Origin of the sequence: Hymenobacter sp. IS2118, from assembly GCF_000715495.1 — a bacterium.
GTDB lineage: Bacteria > Bacteroidota > Bacteroidia > Cytophagales > Hymenobacteraceae > Hymenobacter.
In genome coordinates, this window is record NZ_JNLX01000066.1 from 26,332 (window position 1) to 45,122 (window position 18,791).

The following is an 18,791-nucleotide window of genomic DNA, read 5'->3' on the forward strand; positions in this document are numbered from 1 at the left end:
AAATGCTACCTCCCATGAAGAATTTTGCTGCTTTTGCCGTCCTGGCCACCGTGCTGGGCCTGACATCGACCACTGCCCGGGCCCAGACCGCCACCGCGTCGTCGGCTGAGGAGACGGCTGTGAAAAACGTGCTGCGCCAGTATCAGCAGGCCATCGAGAAGCTGGACACCACCGGCACCAGCCGCTTGTTTCTGGCCAACTCGCAGGTGTTTGAGTCGGGTGGGGTGGAGGGCACCTACAAACACTACGCGGCCCACCACCTCGGCCCCGAATTGAGCGAGTTTAGCGCCTTCACCTTCAGCGACTACAAGGCCGCGGTGCAGGTGGACGGCCCCTACGCCTTTGCCACCGAAACCTACACCTACACCATTGGGCTGAAGAAAGACCCCAAGGACAAGGAGGCCAAGGCGCCCATCGTGCGCCGCGGGGTAGCCACGTCGGTGCTGCGCAAAAACGCCGCCGGCCAGTGGCAGTTTTTGAGCACGCACTCCTCGGCCCGCGCCCCCCGGCCCAAAAAATAAAGAAGCGCCCCCCGCTGGCGGGCGGAAAACCGGGCACCGTCCCTACTGCCGAGCCGCCGATTCGGTGGCTACCATCCTCTGTTGTTGACCGATGCTTGATAAAATCATTCGCTTTGCCCTGCAAAACCGCCTGCTGATGTTGGCCTTTGCCGTGGGCCTCATCATTGCCGGCACCTACACCGCGGGCCAACTGCCGGTGGACGTGCTGCCCGACCTGGACCGCCCCCGCGTGACCGTGTTTCTGGAAGCGCCCGGCATGGCCCCCGAGGAAGTGGAGGCCCTGGTGACGCTGCCCGTGGAAACGGCCCTGAACGGGGCCACCGGCGTGTCGGCGGTGCGTTCTAACTCGGCCATTGGCCTGGGCATGGTGTTCGTGGAGTTCGACTACGGCACCGACATTTTCACGGCCCGCCAGATTGTGAGCGAGAAGCTGCAGACGACGGGTGAGCAGCTGCCGCAAGGGGTGACGCCGGTGCTGGGGCCCATTTCGTCGGTCATGGGCCAAATTATGCTCGTCGGGCTGTCGGGCGGGAAAGAGACGAACGCCGCCGACCTGCGCACGCTGGCCAACTACACCGTGCGCCAACGCCTGCTCAGCATTCCCGGCGTGGCCCAGGTCATCCCCATTGGCGGCGACAACCTGCAATACCAGGTGCTGCTCGATATGCCCCGCCTGAACGCCACTGGCCTGACCGTGAACCAGGTGGAAGAGGCTCTGCGGAAATCCAACCTGAACACCACCGGTAACTTCTTCGACCGCAACGGCTCGGAAGTCCTCATCCGCAACCTGGGCCGTCTGCGTTCGGTTGACGACATTGAGAACATCATTGTCGGTTACCGCGAGCAGTCGCCCATCCGCGTGGCCGACGTGGCTAAGGTGGAGTTCGGGGCCCGCTTCAAGCGCGGCGACGGCAGCGTGAACGGCCAGCCCGCCGTGATTCTGAGCATCGAGAAGCAGCCCGGCGCGGCCACCGTGGGCTTGACCGAAGCGGTGGAAAAGGCGCTGGTAGAGTTGAAGCCTTCGCTGCCCAAGGACGTGCGGGTGAACACGCGCTTGTTCAAGCAGTCCGAGTTTATCGAATCCTCGATTTCCAATGTGGAAGAGGCCCTGCGCGACGGGGCTATTCTGGTGGTCATCGTGCTGTTTGCCTTCCTGCTGAACGTGCGCACTACGTTCATTTCGCTGGTCGCCATTCCGCTGTCGTTGCTGGTTACGGCGCTGGTGTTCCGCGCGGCCGGCATCAGCATCAACACCATGACGTTGGGCGGGCTGGCCATTGCCATTGGCGAGTTGGTTGACGACGCCATCGTGGACGTGGAAAACGTGTACCGCCGCCTGCGCGAAAACAAGCAGCGGCCCGACCCGCAGCCGGTGCTGCGCGTCATTTACGCGGCTTCGTCGGAAGTGCGCAACTCCATCGTGTATGCCACCATCATCGTGGTGCTGGTGTTCCTGCCGCTGTTTGCCCTGGAAGGCATGGAAGGCCGCATTTTCGCGCCGCTGGGCATTGCTTACATCACCAGTATCGTGGCCTCGCTGTTCGTGTCGCTGACGGTCACGCCGGTGCTCTGCTACTACCTGCTGCCCAACATGAAGCAGATGGACCACCCCGAAACCGACGGCGGGCTGGTGCGCTGGCTCAAGAAAAAGGACACCCGCCTGCTGGGCTGGGGCCTGCGGCACCCGAAGCTGGTGCTCACGTCCGCTGCTTTGCTGTTTGTGATGGCCGCGGCCCTGGTGCCCTTCTTCGGCACCGAGTTCCTGCCGCCCTTCAACGAAGGCTCGCTCACGGTCAACTTCTCGGCCCCGGCCGGCACCTCGCTCACCGAGTCGAACCGCCTGGGCACGCTGGGCGAGCAGCAGATGCTCAAGATTCCCGAAGTGGCCTACACCGCCCGCCGCACCGGCCGCGCCGAGCTGGACGAGCACGCCGAGTCGGTGAACAACTCGGAAATCGAGGTGGCCTTCAAGACCGAAGCCGAGCTGGAAAAAGAGGGCAAAACCATGCGCAGCCGGGACGAAATTCTGGCCGACATGCGCGAAAAGCTCAGCCTGATTACGGGCGTGAACGTGAACATCGGCCAGCCCATTTCCCACCGCCTCGACCACCTGCTGAGCGGGGTGCGGGCGCAGGTGGCCATCAAGGTTTTTGGCAACGACCTGCTGGAGCTGCGCCGCTACGCCAACGAAATCCGCGCTGCCGCCGGCTCCGTGCCCGGCGTGGTGGACCTGCAGGTGGAGAAGCAAGTGCAGATTCCGCAGTTGCTCATTCGGCCCAAAGACGAAGCCCTGCGCGCCTACGGCATGGCGCGCGGCGAAGTGGTGCGCGACCTGGAAACGCTGTTTCAGGGCGCGGTAGTCTCGCAGATGCTCGACGGCCAGAAGCGCTTTGACCTGGTGGTGAAGCTGCCGGAAGCCCAGCGCAACGACCTCGCCGCCATCGGCCAGACGCGCATCGAAACGCCCAGCGGCGCCATGATTCCGGTGAGCCAGGTGGCCGAAATCCTCTACGAGCCCGGCCCCAACACCGTCAACCACGAAAACACCCAGCGCCGCATCACCATCTCGCTCAACGTGGCCGAGCGGGATTTAGGCTCTACCGTGAAGGAGATTCAGGCCAAAGTCAGTCAGCAGGTGAAGCTGCCGCCGGGCTACTACCTCACCTACGGCGGGCAGTTCGAGAGCCAGCAGTCGGCCTCGCAGAAGATTCTGTGGCTGAGCCTGTTTTCGCTGGCCGGCATCTTCCTAGTGCTGTTCTCGCACTTCAAGTCCTCGCTGATGGTGGGCCAGATTATGCTCAACATTCCGCTGGCGCTCATCGGCTCGGTGGTGGCCGTGCTGCTCACCGGCGGCACGTTCAGCATTGCCTCGCTGGTGGGCTTCATCACCCTCACCGGCATTGCCTCGCGCAACGGCATCATGATGATTTCGCACTATATCCACCTCGTGGAGCACGAAGGGGAGAAGTTCGGAATGCCCATGATTATCCGCGGCTCGCTGGAGCGGCTGGTGCCGGTGCTGATGACGGCCTTGGTGGCCGCCCTGGCGCTGGTTCCGCTCACGCTGGCCAAGGACGCGCCGGGCAAAGAAATCCTCTACCCCGTGGCCACCGTCATCCTCGGCGGCCTGCTCAGCTCCACCTTCCTCGACATCATCGTGACGCCGGTGGTGTTCTGGCTGGTGGGGGAGAAGGCCCTGGCGCAATACTTCGCCTCGCATCGGGAAGTGGGACTTGACGCACATCCGCAGGAACTGGACGCCCAGCCGCTCACGCCGCTGGCTGACCAGGACTTATTTCCTGCCCGCTAATCCGCGCTCATGGCCTCCACCCTCCTTTACATCCGGCACATGGTCTGCTCGAAGTGCATCCTGGTGGTGCGCGAGCAGCTCGTGGAGCTGGGCCTGGTGCCGCTGCGCGTGGAGCTGGGGGAAGTTGAGCTGCGGGACGATTCCGCGACCATTGACTGGCCCCGCCTGCAGCAGTGCCTGGAAGCGGAAGGCTTTGAAATTATGGACCAGCTTTCCCCGCAGCAGCGCTTGGTCGTCCAAATCAAGGAAATTATCGCCCACCTGCTGGCCACCGAGCCGGGGGCACTGCGCAGCGGCTACTTCTCGCGGCAGCTCAGCGAGCGGCTGCAGCGGCGCTTTGCGTACCTGAGCGACGTGTTTTCCGCGACGGAGGGCCTGAGTCTGGAGCACTACGTCATTCGGCAGCGCCTGACGGCGGCCCGCTGCCTGCTCCGCGACGGCACCCTGCCGGTGGGGAGAATTGCCAACCTGCTTGGCTACAGCAATCTGGGACACTTGTCCAGGCAGTTCCAGCAGGAAACCGGCTGTTCACCCAGTGACTACCGACGCCAGTGCACCAGCACCGCCCAACTAATTGAAAAAAACCTGCCGTGAGTCATCCCGCCAACGGCCCTACCCTAAAACCCCCTGTTTGCCAAGTGCGTATTGCTTAAACATCCGCCCTGTTCCAGCCCATCCGTGAAACGCTACGTTAGCCTGTTTCTGCTCTTTAGCTACCTGCTGTCCAGCCCCGGGCTGGTGTACAGCATGCACTTCTGTGGGCAGGCGCTAACGGCCGTTACCGTGGCCGCCGACGCTGACAAACACTGCTGCTGCCAAGACACCGGCAAGCCCGCCTGCGGCTGCTGCCACGACCAGAAAGTAGTCAGTGCTGCCAAAGACCTCAAGCTCACGGCCACTCACTTCCTGCTGCAGGCGCCAGATGTGGCCCCGGCGCCGGCGGTACTGCAGCTGGTGTGGCAACTCACCCAGCTGGCTTACCCCACGGACGAGCCCGCCAGCAAACTCGTAGCGCACGCGGCCCCGCCGCCCGAGTGCCCCGCCTACGTGCGCGGGCACGCCTTTCTGATTTAGTTGGTGGAATGATGCCCGTTTCCCCCGGCCAGTCGGCTGGGGCTTTTGTGCGTGCTGCTTCCAGCGGGGCGCACCCGCGTCAAGCCAAAAGGTCCGCCGATGTCCCCGCCTGGGGTTTCCGGCGCCGTGACGCTTCCCATCTTCTTGCTGCTAATCAGCTATGATTGAGCGACTCATTTCTCTTTCCCTGCGGAACCGCTACTTCGTGCTGCTGCTCGCCGCCGGCTTGTTTGCCTGGGGCGCGTACTCGGTGCGCGAAAGTAAAATCGATGCCATCCCCGACCTGTCCGAAAACCAGGTCATCGTCTTCACCGAGTGGATGGGCCGCAGCCCCCAAATCATGGAGGACCAGGTTACCTACCCGCTGGTGACCAACATGCAGGGCCTGCCCAAGGTGAAGTCCGTGCGCGGCACGTCCATGTTCGGCATGAGCTTCGTGTTCCTGATTTTTGAGGACGACGCCGACATTTACTGGGCCCGCGAGCGGGTGCTGGAGCGCCTCAATTACGCCCAGCGCCTGCTGCCATCTGGAGTAACCCCCACCCTGGGCCCCGACGGCACGGGCGTGGGCCACGTGCTCTGGTACACGCTCAAGGCGCCCGGCCTGGACCTGGGCGAGCAGCGGGCCCTGCAGGACTGGTACGTGAAGTTCGGCCTGCAAAACGTGCCCGGCGTGAGCGAGGTGGCCAGCTTCGGCGGCTTCCAGAAGCAGTACCAGGTGACGGTGGACCCCACCAGGATGACCTACTACGGCATCACGCTGCCGCAGGTGCTGGCGGCGGTACGCAGCAACAACAACGAGGCCGGCGGGCGCAAGTTCGAGCAGTCGGGCGTAGGCTACATCATCAAAACGACGGGCTATATCCAGGATATGGCCACGCTGGAAAACGTGCCGGTCATCACTAAGGGCACCACGCCGGTGCGCATCCGCGACGTGGCCACGGTGCAGATGACGGGCGAAAGCCGCCTGGGCATCATGGACCTCAACGGCGAGGGCGAGGCCGTGGGCGGCATCGTGGTGATGCGCTACGGCGAAAACGCCGACGCCATGATAACGCGGGTGAAGGCCAAGATGGAGCAAATCCGCGCCGGGCTGCCCCCGGGCGTCTCGTTTCAACTGGTGTACGACCGCAGCGGGCTGATTCAGGATTCGGTGGATTCCATCAAGCACACGCTCATTGAGGAAATGGTGGTGGTGTCGCTGGTGGTGCTGCTGTTCCTCTTTCACTGGCGCAGCGCGCTGAGCATCCTGATTCAGATTCCCATCACCATCGCCACGAGCTTCATCCTGCTCAATGCCTTCGACATTTCCTCCAACATCATGTCGCTCACCGGCATTGCCCTGGCCATCGGCGTCATCGTCGACAACGGCATCGTAATGACCGAAAACGCCTACCGCAACCTGGCCGAGTACCAGGCCCAGGAGAACCCGGGCGGCCCACCGGACACCGGCCCCTCGCCGCCAAGCGCCCTGCCCACCGCATCCGCTCCGGCTCCTTCTACCTCAACCCCCGTTTCTCATGGATAACCAAAAGCGGCTCGAAATCATCGAGTCCTCCAGCAAGCAGGTGTCGCGGGGAATCTTCTTCTCGACCATCATCATCGTCACTTCCTTTTTGCCGGTGTTTCTGCTCACCGGGCAGGAGGGCAAGCTCTTCCACCCGCTGGCCTACACCAAGAGCTTTATTCTGATTATCGACGCCATTCTGGCCGTGACGCTGGCCCCGGTGCTGATTTCCTTTTTTCTGAAGGGCAAGTTTAAAACCGAGGACCAGAACCCGCTCAACCGCTTCCTGGAGCGCGTGTACTCGCCGATGCTGCACTGGGTGATGCGCTGGCGCAAAACCACCCTGGCCATCAACGTGCTGGCCCTGCTGGTGAGCATCCCCTTAGTCATGAGCCTGGGCACCGAGTTCATGCCACCGCTCAACGAGGGCTCCATCCTGTTCATGCCCGTGGCCCAGCCCGACGTGTCAAACACGGAGATGAAGCGCATCCTGCAGGTGCAGGACAAGATTATCAAGCAGGTGCCCGAGGTGCTCAGCGTGCTGGGCAAGGCCGGCCGGGCCAGCTCGGCCACCGACAACTCGCCCATCAACATGATTGAAACCATCATCCTGCTCAAGCCCCGCGACCAGTGGCGCGCGGGCATGACCAAGGCCCAGCTGATTGAGGAGATGAACGGCAAGCTCCAGATTCCGGGCGTGGTCAACGGCTGGACCCAGCCCATCATCAACCGCATCAACATGCTGAGCACCGGCATCCGCACCGACGTGGGCGTGAAGGTGTACGGCCAGAACCTGAACACCATCAACGACGTGGCCAATCAGGTGAACGCCGCCCTCAAAGGCGTGCCCGGCGTGGAAGACCTGTACGTGGAGCCCGTGACGGGCGGCAAGTACCTGGAAATCGACATGAATCGCCCCGAGCTGGCCCGCTACGGCCTCACCGTGGACCAGGTAAACGAAGTCGTGGAGTCGGCCATCGGCGGGGCCCCCATCGCCAGCACGGTGGAAGGCCGGCGCCGCTTTGCCATCAACGTGCGCCTGGCCCAGGACTACCGCAACAGCCTGGCCGATATCAAGCGCATTCCCATCCAGACGGCCAGCTACGGCCCGGTGCCGCTGTCGGCGGTCACCACCATCCGCTACGCCGAGGGCCCGCCCATGATAAGCTCGGAAAACGCCCAGCTGCGCGGCGCGGTGCTCTTCAACGTGCGGGGCCGCGACCTGGGCAGCACCGTGGACGCCGCCATGCAAAAGCTACAGAGCCTGGAAAGCAAGCTCCCCCAGGGCTACTACCTGGAGTGGAGCGGGCAGTACGAAAACCTGATTAGCGCGCAGCGCACCCTTAAGCTGATTCTGCCGCTGGTACTGGTGGTGATTTTTGGGGCCCTGTACTTCGCGTTTCACTCCGTGCGGGAGGCATTTATGAGCCTCATCACCATTCCCTTCGCCCTGATTGGCGGGGCCTACATGGTGTATTTCTACGGCGTGAACCTGTCGGTGGCGGTGGCCGTGGGCTTCATCGCCCTGTTCGGGCTGGCCGTGGAAACGGGCGTCATCATGGTCATCTACTTGAATGACGCCATGCAGAAGCTGGTGGCGCTGAAGGGCAACTCCCGGGAAACCATCACCAAGGAAGACCTGCAGGAAGCCGTATTTCACGGCGCGGCCAAGCGCCTGCGGCCCAAGCTGATGACCGTCTCGGTCTCGCTGTTCGGCCTGGTGCCGGTGCTCTGGGCCACGGGTACGGGCTCGGACGTGATGCTGCCCATCGTGCTGCCCATGATAGGCGGGGTGTTCACCTCGGCCACCCACATATTGCTCGTCACGCCGCTCATCTTCCTGTATACCAAGGAGTATGAGCTGCGCAAATTCGGAAAAATCGATGTCCTTGAAGTCTCGCACTAATCGCCGGACGGGGCCTAGTCTCCGTCCCATTCGCTTCATGAAAAACTGGCTTAGTATCTCCCTGTCCTCCCTGGTTTTGCTCGTTGCCGGCGGGCCGGCCGCCCACGGCCAGACGATGAGCAAGGAAATGCACATGGCGGCTCCCGACGGCCCCGTGCTACCGCTCGATTCGGTCCTGCAACTCGTGGAGCGCCGCAACCCGGCCGTGCAGCGGTACACTTACCAGGCGCGGGCCAAGGAAGCGGCCGTGGCCGGCTACAACAGCTGGGAAGCGCCCAAAGTCAGCGCCGGGTACTGGATGACGCCCTACAACCAACGCCCCATCAGGGAGATGAACAACGGGCAGGGCGAAGGCATGCAGATGGTGTCGGTGGAGCAGATGCTGCCCAACCCGGCCAAGCAGCGCGCCCGCCGGGAGTACCTCAGCAGCCAGGCGGCCGTGGTGCAGGCCGACCAGCAAAACACCGTGGTGCAGCTGCGGGCGCAAGCCAAAACCCTGTACGTGGAGCAGGCCGTGCTCACCAAAAAGCTGGCCGTGCTGGACGAGAACGAGGAGCTGCTGCGCTTCCTCATCAAGCTGGCCGAGGCGCGCTACCCCTACAACCTGGCCACGCTGCCCAACATCTACGACGCCAAGGCCCGGCTGGAAATGCACCTCAACGACCACCGGCAGGCCGCGGCCCGGGCTGCGCAAAACCTGATTGCGCTCAACACCCTCATGAACCGGCCGCGCGGCCAAGCCTTTGCCGTGGACACTGCCGTGCTCACTTCTCCAACCCCCGCCCTGGCGCCGTTGGACACGGCCGCGCTGGCCGGCCGCCGCAGCGACATCCGCAGCCTGGACCGGGCCCTGACCGCCGTGCGCCTGAGCCAGAACCTGGAAGCGAGCCGCCGCCGGCCCGACTTCGGGGTTCGCTACGACCACATGCGCGGGCTGGGCCGGACCCCCAACCAGTTTACCGTGATGGGCATGGTTTCCATTCCGCTGGCCCCGTGGGCCGCCCGCGAATACAAAGCCAACACGGCGGCGTTGGGCTTCGAGGCCCAGGCCCTGCGCAAGCAGCGCGAGGACGTGCTCAACGAAGCCAGCGGCCGGCTGGCGGGCTTGCAAACCGACCTGACGCTGCGGCGCGAGCAAACCCGGGCCTTCGAGCGGCGCATTCTGCCGGCCCTGCGCCGCAGCTACCAGGCCACCATGCTGGCCTACGAGCAGAACACCGGCCAGCTTTTCCAGGTACTCGAAGCCTGGACCACTCTCAAGCGGACCCGGCTGGAATACCTGGACAACCTCCAACAGCAACTCACTCAGCAAATAGCGTATGAAAAAGAGCTGGAACAATAGCCCGTTGCGGGCCCGGCTCGCGCTGGCTGCTTTGCCGCTGGTCCTGCTGCTGAGCGCCTGCCAATCGGACAAAAAGCCGGCGGACGCCACCGGCAACACAGAGGTCCTGGCCGCCGACGCGCACAACCACGAAACGGCCGGCGACCTCTATACCTGCCCCATGCACCCGCAAATCATTCGGGACCAGGCCGGTGACTGCCCCATCTGCGGCATGGACCTCGTGAAAAAGCCCAAAGCGGGCGGCACGCCGGCCCCGGCCAGCAGCGGCTTGCAGAACCTGCTCCGCTCCCCCGATGCCACGGTGGTTTCCACCCAGGCCACCGTGTACCCCACCACCGGCGCGCCCGACCTCACGCTGACGCTGACCGGCCGGGTGGAGTACGACCCGCGCCGCGCCGAGGTCATTGCCGCCCGCTTCGGGGGCCGCATCGAAAAGCTGCTCATCCGCTACAACTACCAGCCTGTGACCAAGGGCCAGAAGCTGCTGGAGCTCTACAGCCCCGAGCTGGTGACGGCCCAGCAGGAGCTTATTTTTATTCTCACCCACGACGCCCAAAACCAGACCCTGCTGCGGGGTGCCCGCCAAAAGCTGCGCCTGCTGGGCCTGACCGACGCGCAAATAACCCGCACCAGCGCCACCCGCAAGCCCGCGTATTCGGTGGCCATCTACAGCCCATACACCGGCTACGTGGTGGAGCAGCCCGCCCAACCCGGGGCGTCCCTGCCGCCGCCCCCCGCTCCGGCCGGGGGCGGCATGAGTAGCGGCGGCGGTGACGCTATGGGCGGCGGCGCTCCCGCGGCGAGTAGTATGCCCGCCGCCACTCCAGCCATGCCAGTCGAAGCCGGACTCACCCTGACCGAAGGCGCTTACGTGACGGCGGGCCAGACCCTGTTTCGGGTGGTGAATACCCAGCAGGTGTGGGGCGTGTTCGAGCCCCGGCCCGATGAGCTGGCCGCCCTGCGGGTGGGCCAAACCATCCGGGTGCTGCCCGAAAACAACCCGACCCGCGCCCGGACCGCCCGCATCGACCTGATAGAGCCCTTCTTCCGCGAAGGCGCCCGCACCGGGGCCGTGCGGGTGCACCTCAGTAACCCTGGCGGTCAACTGCGCAGCGGCGCGATGCTCACTGGCACCGTCAGCGTGCCGGCCGCGGGCGGGCTGTGGCTGCCCCGGGCCGCGGTGGTGGACTTGGGCAGCCGCGAGGTGGCCTTCGTGCGCCGCAGCGGTGCCTTCCAGGCCGTGCCGGTGCAAACCGGCCGGCGCAGCGCCGACCGGGTGCAAATCCTGCAAGGGCTGAGCGAGCAGGACGCCGTGGCCACCAACGCCCAATTTCTGGTCGACAGCGAAGGATTTGTGCAAACCGCCCGAGCCCCAGCCTCCACCCAGCCCCAAACACCGACTCTTTCCAAGACCGATTACCGCGATGAATAAGCTTCATAATCTGCTCCTCCGCTGCGCTCCGGGCCGCTTGCTGGCCGTGGCCCTGCTGGCGGGCCTGCTCGCCTTCGGGGCCGGCGCGTGCCAGAAATCTGCGCCCGAGGAAGCTCACGCCCACGACGGCGCCAGCACCTCCAGCACCTACTATACCTGCCCCATGCACCCGCAAATTGTACGCGACGAGCCGGGCAAATGCCCCATCTGCACAATGGATTTGGTGAAAGCGACCAAGCAGGTGGCCCCCGCCAAGCCTACTGCCGGCACGGTAGCGCTCACGCATTACACCTGTCCCATGCACCCGCAAATCAGCCGCGAAGAGCCCGGCAAATGCCCGATTTGCAGCATGGACCTGGTAAAAGCAACCAAGGCCGCGCCGGCAGCGGCAACCCCGGCCGGGGGAGCCGCCGCCGTCCCGGAAGTAACGCTGAGCGCGCAGCAGCGGCAGCTGGCCAATATCCGCGTGGCTGCCCTCGGCGCCGGTAGTAGCGGCTCTGGCAGCAGCACCGTGCTCACGGGCACCATCACCGCCAACGCTAACCAGACCCGCACGGTCAGCAGCCGGGTGGCCGGGCGCATCGAGCGGCTGTTTGTGCGCCAGACGGGCGAGTCCATCCGCGCGGGAGCCCCGCTGGTATCCATTTACAGCGAGCAGTTGCAGGCCTTGCAGCACGAATACCTGCTCAGCCTGGCCCAGCTACGGGCCGTGGGTACGAGCGTGAACCAGTACGGCCGCCTGGTGGCCAGCGCCCGCCAGAAGCTGCGCCTGCTCGGCATGACCGAAGGCCAGCTCCGCACCCTGGCCGCCACGGGCCGCCCCACGTCGTCGCTGACGTTTTACAGTTCCCGGGCGGGGCTGGTGCAAGCCGTGGGCGTGACGGAAGGCCAGTACGTGGGCGAGGGTGTGCTGCTCGTGTCGCTTACCAACCTCGCCTCGGTGTGGGTGGAAGCCCAGCTTTACCCCGAGGAAGTAGCCGGTATCCAGACGGGCCAGACGGTGCAGGTGCAGGTAGCCGGTCTCCCCGATACCTACGCGGGCAAGGTGGTCTTTCTCAGCCCGGAGCTGCAAGCTAACAGCAAGGTGACGCTGCTGCGCGTGCAGCTGGCCAACCCCGGCGGGCGCCTGCAGCCCGGCATGCAGGCCAATGTGCGCCTGGCTGCTAGCCGGGGTACAACGGCCGGGGCGCTGACCCTCCCTCAGGATGCGGTGCTGCGCGACAGCCGCGGCAGCTACGTCTGGCAGCAAGTGGATGCCGCCGGCCGCTTCCGCCGGCTCAAAGTCACCACGGGCGCCGAAACCGACGAAACCGTCGCCATCACCGGGGGCGTGGCCGCAGGGGCGCAGGTGGTGGTCAGCGGGGCTTACCTGCTGGAAAGCGAATACGCCCTTTACCAGGGCACCGCCCCCATGGCTGGCATGGACCCCAACATGCCGGGCATGGACATGCAGAAAGCCCCGGTTTCGGCCCCGAAAGCCCCGGCCATGGACCCTAACATGAAAATGTAATCCCTCGCAGGAGTAACACTTCTTCGTCTTGGGGTAGCCATTTACCAAAAGCTAACGTGAATTTACGCCTCCACCTTGACAGACACCCCCGGCCCGCTGTTGCTTGGCTTAATTATTTCGTGCTATGCTCCCCAAAGACCTCACCCGCAACCTGAAAAGCCGCCTCAACATACTGGCGGGCCAGCTGCACGGCATCGTCAAAATGCTAGACGCTGAGACCACCGCGCCGGAACAGATTCTGGTGCAGTTCAAGGCGGTGACCAACGGGCTCAGCACTGCTGAGCATCTACTGCTCGATGAGGTATTCCGCAAAAGCCTGGCCCTACAAATCGTGGACGTGGTGGGTGCCTGCCCCGGCGACTGCCAGGATGCCGGGCGCATTGAGGAGCTGCGCCGGGAGTTCCCCACCCTGACGGAGGCGGAGCTGACGAAGAAAATGAGGGAGCTACGCGAGATTGGCGGACGGCTGGAACAGCACAATGCAGTAGCGGCCGCGAAAGAATCACCCAAAAAAGCTTGACTGCCCCCCGGGGCCGGGCCGCACCCTTGGGCTGTTCATTTAATCAACTACCTAACTCCCCCCTATGACACGCATTGTAGAAGTTTTTACCGCCGGCTGCCCGTTGTGCAATCCCGTCGTGGAGTTGGTGAAGAGCACCGCTGGCAACAGTTGCGACATCATTACGCATAACCTGACCGAAACCGAAGCGGGCAATCCGGCCATGCGTCGGGCCCGCCTGTTGGGTGTACAGACGCTGCCGGCCGTGGCCGTCAACGGCGCGCTGCTGGCGTGCTGCCAAGGTAGCGGCATCACCAAAGAGGCGCTCGAAGCGGCGGGCATCGGCCAGGCAGCTTAAATTAACTTGCTACCGCAGGGCACGGCTTGCGTTTTCCCATTTGCCCGACTGCCGTACCAGTGGGCTCTCCTTAACCCGTTGTAAGATGAAACAGAAAGTGTTGATGTTGAGTACCGCCATCCTGCTGGCCGGTGGTGCACTGTTCGGCTTCGCGAACCCCGCGAAACCGGCGGACTGTCCCTTGAAAGGCACCCCGGATTGCCCCTTGGTGAAGAACTGCCCGGACAAGGGCACCGCTGCCTGCACGCTGGCCGGTGTACCGGCCTGTTGCGCCAAAAAGTAACGCTACAGCTGTATAAAGCAAAGGCCTGGGTGAAAGCGACTCCGCTTCCTCCCAGGCTTTTGCTTTGCCCGGCGCGGCTCAGCCCTAAAAAATGGGCAGCCTGTGCGAATTATGCAGCAAGGGCTGCCAATCGTACACAACAAGACCGGCCGTGGGGAGTAAAGCCTAAGACACCATCATTCACCTAACTTCCTGTTCCCATGCACGCTCAAAACCAAAGCCTCCTCGACGCCCTCAACGCCTGCATCGCTGCTTGCGAACATTGCGCCACCGCCTGCCTTAGTGAGCAGGACGTGAAAATGATGGCCCGCTGTATTCAGTTGGACCGCGACTGCGCCGACATCTGCGCTATCACGGCCCGTTTCGTGGCCCGCGGTTCCGAGCACGCCCAGCACCTGCTGCAAACGTGCGCCGAAATCTGCAAAGCCTGCGGCGACGAGTGCGAAAAGCATGGTGCCCACATGGCGCACTGCAAGGAGTGCGCCGAGGCGTGCCGCCGCTGCGAGCAGGCCTGCCGCCAGGGCATGAGCTCGGCCGCTTAAATAAACCCAGCATCGAAAAAGCCAGCCCACCGTAGGTCGGCTGGCTTTTTGGCTTTCAGGGGCAGGGAAATTATGTAAGCCCACGGCGCAATTCTGTATCCCTGCCGGCGCACGGGCCGCTACTTTTGGATGTTACCCATCTGAAACCGACCCGCTCGGCTTACCCTACCTCCTGCTCTCATGAAAACCCTTCAGTTCAAGACGAATATCAATTGCGGTGGCTGCGTCAAGGCCGTTACCCCCACCCTCAACCAGGAAGCCGGCGCCGGCAACTGGCAGGTGGACACGGCCAACCCCGACAAGATTCTCACCGTCACCTCCGACAAGCTCACGGCCGAGCAAGTGGTGCAGGCCATCGAAAACGCCGGCTTCCAGATTCAGGCGGCCTAAGCGCTTTCGCGACAACCTGCGTAAAACGCCCGGCAAGGCCGGGCGTTTTTGTTTTCGGCCCGTCAGAAGAATGCAGTCCGAACAACGGCCCGGGCTAGGCCGCGTGGAGCCAGCGGTGGCCGCGCCGTCCTTACCCGATTTCAAACCTTCTGGTAATTCAATAAGCACGCAGGTCTAATCGTGCAAATAGGTGCCCAGGCAGTGCGCATCAGCTGATTAAAGTCATTGCCTGAGCCCGTTATTGTCATGACAAAGGGGGGCGGTACGGACGAATTTTGCATTACTCTTTCGCCTCCTCTTGACCCGCCTGGTTGAAACACCTGTGGGGAGGCGGCGGGCGTTAGAGCTTACTTAACCACTTTTTCCTTTTCAACCATGAACAAGTTCGCTTATCTCCTTTCCGCATTGCTCGTCACCGGGCTCACCACCGTCGCCACTGCCCAAACGGCACCCAAGGCGAAGGCCAAAACCGCCAAGTCCATGGGCAAGATGTCCCACGACTGTTGTATGATGAAGGACGGCAAGATGATGATGATGAAGGGCGGCAAAATGATGCCCATGACCGAGAATATGACCATGAGCGACGGCAGCATGTGCATGACCGACGGCACCTGCACGATGAAGGACGGCACCACCATGAAGATGAAGAACGGCCAGTGCATGATGATGGACGGCAAAATGACCATGCACCCCGGCTCGACGAAGCGCCCCATGATGAAGGGCGACGAGAAAATGGGCAACATGAAGATGTAAGCCTCTGCCGGCCGCCGGGTGCTGCATCCGTCCTCGTTGGATTGGTGCGGCACCCGGCCTTTTCCGGCTGGCTACCTCCCCCTACGCCCCCACGTATTGCTTTTTGTCATCTGGACAGGGAACTGCCCTTTTTCAGCCCTGGCCCGTGTCCTCGCTCACGAAAACACCGCCGGCACCGCCGGCCCGCCGTCTATATACCCACCGCACGGGCCTGTACGAGGCCATGATTGGGCTGCTGCGCTACCCGCAGGGGCTGGCGCGGTTTTTTGCCCACGCGGCTTTTTTGCGGCCCGACCTGAAAGTCCTCGACGCGGGCTGCGGTACCGGGGCCGTCACGCTCGCCCTGCACACGGCCCTGGCCGGGCGCGGCTGGCAGCCCACCCACGTCGATGCGTTCGATTTAACCCCCAGCATGTTGAGCCGGTTCCGGCACGCCTTGCACCGCGCAGCCATTGCCGGGGTCGAGCTTGCGGTGGCGGATGTCCGGCATCTGGACACCTTACCGGTGGCGTGGCAGGACTACGATCTGATTGTTTCCTCGGCCATGCTCGAATACCTCCCCAAAGCCGCCCTGCCCGCGGCGCTGCAGGGGCTGCGCCAGCGCCTGCGCCCGGACGGCACGCTGGTCGTCTTCATTTCCCGCCGGAGCGCCTTCATGGTGCCCTTCATTACGAAATGGTGGCACGCCCGTTTGTATGGGAAAACGGAGTTGCGCGCCGCTTTCCAACAAGCCGGGTACCGGAACGTCGCCTTTGAGCGCTTTCCCTTCCCGTACAGCTACCTCAATGTGTGGGGCCACGTGGTCGTGGCCCGGCCCTGAAGGACGCCTTTCCCTTCCTCATCCGCTTAACAGCGCATAGTCCCGCACCGCTTCGCGGCTCTTCCATCTACGGCTGATTTCAGCCGCTCACCCCCCCCGAATGACGTTACCAACTGCCCTCTTCTCGTTGCTGGTCTTGCTGCCGGCAGCGTTACCGGCCGTGGCGCAAACCATGCCCGGCATGCAGATGCCCGCCCGTGCGGAACCCAAGGCACCCCGGCCAGCCCCCGTGCCCAAAGCGGCCCCGGGCGGCGCGACGACCGTTGCCCGGCCGGCTTCCGTCGGCAAGCGGGTGGAATATGATTTGTACGTGGCCGATACGCTGGTCAATTTCACCGGCAAAGTCCGCACGGCCGTGGCCATCAACGGCCGGCTGCCGGGCCCGACGCTCCGCTTCATCGAAGGCGACACGGCCGTGGTGCGGGTCCACAACCGGATGAAAGGCACCACCTCGATGCACTGGCACGGCTTGGTGCTGCCCAATAAGGAGGACGGCGTGCCGTACCTGAACACCGCCCCCATTCTGCCCGGCACCACGCACACGTTCACGTTTCCACTCCGGCAGCACGGCACCTACTGGTACCACGCCCACGGCCTGGAAGAGCAATTGGGCATGTACGGCTCGTTCGTCATTCAGCCCCGGGAAACGAAGCCTGTGCTCCGGGAATACGTGCTGCTGCTCTCCGACTGGACAGACCAAAAGCCCGCGGAAGTGCTGCGCTACCTGAAGCGGGCCGGCGAGTGGTACGCCGTGCAAAAAGGCGCGACGCAGAGCTATGGCGAGGCCCTGGCGGCCGGCTATTTCAAAGACAAGGTCCGGCAGGAATGGGGGCGCATGCCGGCCATGGACGTGTCGGATGTTTTCTACAACAAATTCCTGGTCAACGGCCAGGAACAGGCCTATTTTAAGGATGCGCAGCCGGGCGAAGTCGTCCGCTTGCGCATCATCAACGGCGGCACGTCCTCCTACTTTCACCTCCAGTACGCAGGCGGCCCCCTGCAAGTCATCGCGGCCGATGGCAGCGACGTGGTGCCTTTTGCGGTCACCAAGCTGGAAATCGCCACCGCCGAAACCTACGACGTGCTCATCACCGTGCCGGCCACGGGCGCGGCCGAATTTCGGGCCACGTCCTCGGATGTGACTGGCTACACCTCGGCCTATTTCGGCCGCGGCGAGGCCATGCACGCCCCCGACCTGCCCAAGCTCGACTACTTCCAGCTAACGCGGGAGATGAACAGCATGGGCCGCATGACCGGCATGAATACGAGCGGGGCCGGCCAGATGAGCCCCCAGCCCGCCGCTGCGGGCCCCAAGGGCCAGGCCCCGCCGAAAGGCGGCGACATGAACGGCATGAACGGCATGAACATGCAAAACGGCACCATGCCGGCCACCCCCGTGCCGACGCCCCGGGACCGGCCGCTGAACCGGCAGGAAAAGAACGGCCCGGGTATGGGCAGCCTGCAGGACCAGGGCCCCGGCATGGACATGGGCGGCATGGCGGGCGAGTTTAACTACAACCGGCTCCGCGCGTTGCGGCCGACCACGCTGGACTCGACCAAGAAATGGCGGGAAATCAAGCTCACGCTCACCGGCAATATGCTGCGCTACATCTGGTCGTTCGACCACAAAACCTTGTCCGTGGCCGATGCCATTCCCATTCGCAAGGGCGAGAACGTGCGCATGGTGCTGCAAAACCTGACCATGATGCGCCACCCCCTGCACCTGCACGGGCACGTGTTTCGCCTGGTGAATGCGCAGGGCGCGTACTCCCCGCTGAAAAACACCTTCGACGTCCCGTCGATGAGCACCGTGACCATCGAGTTCGACGCCAACGCCGAGCAGGACTGGTTTTTTCACTGCCACACGCTCTACCACATGGCCGCCGGCATGAGCCGGGTCATCGCCTACGAGGGCAGCGTGCCTAATGAGTTTGCCAAAACCGGGTACAAAGTGGCGAAGGCGGGCGACAATGCCCGCTACCCGTGGGCCGACCTCTCGGTGCACTCGCAGGCCACGTTTCTCGAAGCCAACATTTCCAACAACAAGCACGCCCTGGAATTTGAGGGCCGGTTTAATTACCGGGGCAACTACGAAACCGAAACCCACCTGCTGCGCTACCTCGACAAGCGGCAGTTCCTGGCCGGCTTCATCGGCTACGACTTCCGGGACAACAAAACGCTGCGGTCGGCCGCCGATGCCGAAGGTGGCAACCAACGCACCGCGAAAAACAACCGCAACTTCCGCCGGCAGGCCGAAGTCGGCGTGTACTACCTGCTGCCCATGCTGGTGCGCGCCGAGCTGCGCACCGACCTGACCGGCCAGCTGCGCCTGCGCCTCGAGCGCCGCGACCTGCCCCTGAGCAACAACGTGTTCCTGGACATCAGCGGCAACACCGACCGCGAATTCAGCCTCGGAGTCCGCTACATGGTCAGCAAGAACGCCTCCCTGAGCACCAACTACGACAACCAGTACGGCTGGGGCGCGGGTCTCACGTTCCACTATTAAGCCTGGCTTCCCGCCCCTGGCCGCTTCCTAATAGCTGG

Annotated in this window: 17 protein-coding genes and 1 pseudogene; 17 read left to right on the forward strand and 1 reads right to left on the reverse strand. The window is 63.7% G+C overall.

Going from position 1 to position 18,791, the window contains the following annotated elements; translation table 11 throughout:
• The first annotated feature begins 14 nt into the window (after window positions 1-14).
• The 4 genes from GM79_RS04845 to GM79_RS25970 all read left to right on the forward strand — a co-directional run bounded on the left by GM79_RS04845 (window position 15) and on the right by GM79_RS25970 (window position 4,905).
• Window positions 15-521, forward strand: a complete 507-nt coding sequence (locus GM79_RS04845) for a YybH family protein (protein WP_035560120.1) — start codon at window positions 15-17, stop codon at window positions 519-521.
• Window positions 522-612: 91 nt separating this feature from the next.
• Window positions 613-3,831 carry an efflux RND transporter permease subunit gene (locus GM79_RS04850; RefSeq protein WP_035560123.1) on the forward strand — a complete coding sequence of 1,073 codons (3,219 nt, stop codon included), beginning with the start codon at window positions 613-615 and terminating at the stop codon, window positions 3,829-3,831.
• 9 nt (window positions 3,832-3,840) lie between these two features.
• Window positions 3,841-4,425, forward strand: a complete 585-nt coding sequence (locus GM79_RS04855; RefSeq protein WP_035560126.1) for a helix-turn-helix transcriptional regulator — start codon at window positions 3,841-3,843, stop codon at window positions 4,423-4,425.
• 84 nt (window positions 4,426-4,509) lie between these two features.
• Window positions 4,510-4,905, forward strand: a complete 396-nt coding sequence (locus tag GM79_RS25970; protein ID WP_035560129.1) for an HYC_CC_PP family protein — start codon at window positions 4,510-4,512, stop codon at window positions 4,903-4,905.
• Between the two features lies 1 nt (window position 4,906).
• Here GM79_RS25970 and GM79_RS26460 read toward each other — a convergent pair.
• Window positions 4,907-4,969 (reverse strand): annotated as a pseudogene (locus GM79_RS26460) (hypothetical protein); the annotation flags it as partial.
• A 96-nt stretch (window positions 4,970-5,065) separates the two neighbouring features.
• Between GM79_RS26460 and GM79_RS26240 the strand changes: the two are divergent.
• The 13 genes from GM79_RS26240 to GM79_RS04925 all read left to right on the forward strand — a co-directional run bounded on the left by GM79_RS26240 (window position 5,066) and on the right by GM79_RS04925 (window position 18,753).
• Window positions 5,066-6,433 carry an efflux RND transporter permease subunit gene (locus tag GM79_RS26240; RefSeq protein WP_051718528.1) on the forward strand — a complete coding sequence of 456 codons (1,368 nt, stop codon included), beginning with the start codon at window positions 5,066-5,068 and terminating at the stop codon, window positions 6,431-6,433.
• Entirely contained in the window at window positions 6,426-8,318 is a 1,893-nt protein-coding gene (locus GM79_RS26245; protein ID WP_035560134.1) for an efflux RND transporter permease subunit, read from the forward strand. Before GM79_RS26240 ends, GM79_RS26245 begins: the two co-directional genes overlap by 8 nt.
• Before the next feature lie 37 nt (window positions 8,319-8,355).
• Window positions 8,356-9,660 (forward strand): TolC family protein, encoded by a 1,305-nt coding sequence (locus tag GM79_RS04875; RefSeq protein ID WP_035560137.1) that lies wholly within the window; start codon window positions 8,356-8,358, stop codon window positions 9,658-9,660.
• Window positions 9,638-11,092 (forward strand): efflux RND transporter periplasmic adaptor subunit, encoded by a 1,455-nt coding sequence (locus tag GM79_RS04880; RefSeq protein ID WP_051718529.1) that lies wholly within the window; start codon window positions 9,638-9,640, stop codon window positions 11,090-11,092. Before GM79_RS04875 ends, GM79_RS04880 begins: the two co-directional genes overlap by 23 nt.
• On the forward strand, window positions 11,085-12,602 hold the full coding sequence (locus GM79_RS04885; protein WP_081867560.1) for an efflux RND transporter periplasmic adaptor subunit: 1,518 nt from the start codon (window positions 11,085-11,087) through the stop codon (window positions 12,600-12,602). The genes GM79_RS04880 and GM79_RS04885 overlap by 8 nt, the downstream gene beginning before the upstream one ends.
• 124 nt (window positions 12,603-12,726) lie before the next feature.
• Window positions 12,727-13,122 carry a metal-sensing transcriptional repressor gene (locus GM79_RS04890; RefSeq protein ID WP_035560140.1) on the forward strand — a complete coding sequence of 132 codons (396 nt, stop codon included), beginning with the start codon at window positions 12,727-12,729 and terminating at the stop codon, window positions 13,120-13,122.
• A gap of 64 nt (window positions 13,123-13,186) precedes the next feature.
• Window positions 13,187-13,459: a hypothetical protein gene (locus GM79_RS04895; RefSeq protein ID WP_035560141.1), complete on the forward strand. Its 273-nt coding sequence runs from the start codon at window positions 13,187-13,189 to the stop codon at window positions 13,457-13,459.
• An 85-nt stretch (window positions 13,460-13,544) separates the two neighbouring features.
• The gene (locus tag GM79_RS24640; RefSeq protein WP_152559840.1) at window positions 13,545-13,742 is read left to right on the forward strand and encodes a hypothetical protein; all 198 of its coding nucleotides are present in this window, start codon (window positions 13,545-13,547) and stop codon (window positions 13,740-13,742) included.
• A 200-nt stretch (window positions 13,743-13,942) separates the two neighbouring features.
• Complete coding sequence (locus GM79_RS04905) at window positions 13,943-14,284, forward strand: four-helix bundle copper-binding protein (protein WP_035560147.1); 342 nt, start codon at window positions 13,943-13,945, stop codon at window positions 14,282-14,284.
• Between the two features lie 180 nt (window positions 14,285-14,464).
• Entirely contained in the window at window positions 14,465-14,674 is a 210-nt protein-coding gene (locus tag GM79_RS04910) for a heavy-metal-associated domain-containing protein (RefSeq protein WP_035560151.1), read from the forward strand.
• Window positions 14,675-15,049: 375 nt separating this feature from the next.
• A complete protein-coding gene (locus GM79_RS04915; protein ID WP_035560152.1) occupies window positions 15,050-15,427 on the forward strand; it encodes a DUF6799 domain-containing protein in 378 nt (125 codons plus the stop codon).
• A 145-nt stretch (window positions 15,428-15,572) separates the two neighbouring features.
• Window positions 15,573-16,247, forward strand: a complete 675-nt coding sequence (locus tag GM79_RS04920; protein WP_051718531.1) for a class I SAM-dependent methyltransferase — start codon at window positions 15,573-15,575, stop codon at window positions 16,245-16,247.
• 100 nt (window positions 16,248-16,347) lie between these two features.
• A complete protein-coding gene (locus GM79_RS04925; RefSeq protein WP_051718532.1) occupies window positions 16,348-18,753 on the forward strand; it encodes a multicopper oxidase domain-containing protein in 2,406 nt (801 codons plus the stop codon).
• Window positions 18,754-18,791: the final 38 nt, after the last annotated feature.

What these genes read in the sequence shown, in the direction of transcription:
- GM79_RS04890 (WP_035560140.1), top strand. Translation starts at nt 12,727, where the DNA reads ATGCTCCCCAAAGACCTCACCCGCAACCTGAAAAGCCGCCTCAACATA.
- GM79_RS04895 (WP_035560141.1), top strand. Translation starts at nt 13,187, where the DNA reads ATGACACGCATTGTAGAAGTTTTTACCGCCGGCTGCCCGTTGTGCAAT.
- GM79_RS04905 (WP_035560147.1), top strand. Translation starts at nt 13,943, where the DNA reads ATGCACGCTCAAAACCAAAGCCTCCTCGACGCCCTCAACGCCTGCATC.
- GM79_RS04910 (WP_035560151.1), top strand. Translation starts at nt 14,465, where the DNA reads ATGAAAACCCTTCAGTTCAAGACGAATATCAATTGCGGTGGCTGCGTC.
- GM79_RS04845 (WP_035560120.1), top strand. Translation starts at nt 15, where the DNA reads ATGAAGAATTTTGCTGCTTTTGCCGTCCTGGCCACCGTGCTGGGCCTG.
- GM79_RS26240 (WP_051718528.1), top strand. Translation starts at nt 5,066, where the DNA reads ATGATTGAGCGACTCATTTCTCTTTCCCTGCGGAACCGCTACTTCGTG.
- GM79_RS26245 (WP_035560134.1), top strand. Translation starts at nt 6,426, where the DNA reads ATGGATAACCAAAAGCGGCTCGAAATCATCGAGTCCTCCAGCAAGCAG.
- GM79_RS04855 (WP_035560126.1), top strand. Translation starts at nt 3,841, where the DNA reads ATGGCCTCCACCCTCCTTTACATCCGGCACATGGTCTGCTCGAAGTGC.
- GM79_RS04925 (WP_051718532.1), top strand. Translation starts at nt 16,348, where the DNA reads ATGACGTTACCAACTGCCCTCTTCTCGTTGCTGGTCTTGCTGCCGGCA.
- GM79_RS04885 (WP_081867560.1), top strand. Translation starts at nt 11,085, where the DNA reads ATGAATAAGCTTCATAATCTGCTCCTCCGCTGCGCTCCGGGCCGCTTG.
- GM79_RS04915 (WP_035560152.1), top strand. Translation starts at nt 15,050, where the DNA reads ATGAACAAGTTCGCTTATCTCCTTTCCGCATTGCTCGTCACCGGGCTC.
- GM79_RS04875 (WP_035560137.1), top strand. Translation starts at nt 8,356, where the DNA reads ATGAAAAACTGGCTTAGTATCTCCCTGTCCTCCCTGGTTTTGCTCGTT.
- GM79_RS04850 (WP_035560123.1), top strand. Translation starts at nt 613, where the DNA reads ATGCTTGATAAAATCATTCGCTTTGCCCTGCAAAACCGCCTGCTGATG.
- GM79_RS24640 (WP_152559840.1), top strand. Translation starts at nt 13,545, where the DNA reads ATGAAACAGAAAGTGTTGATGTTGAGTACCGCCATCCTGCTGGCCGGT.
- GM79_RS04880 (WP_051718529.1), top strand. Translation starts at nt 9,638, where the DNA reads ATGAAAAAGAGCTGGAACAATAGCCCGTTGCGGGCCCGGCTCGCGCTG.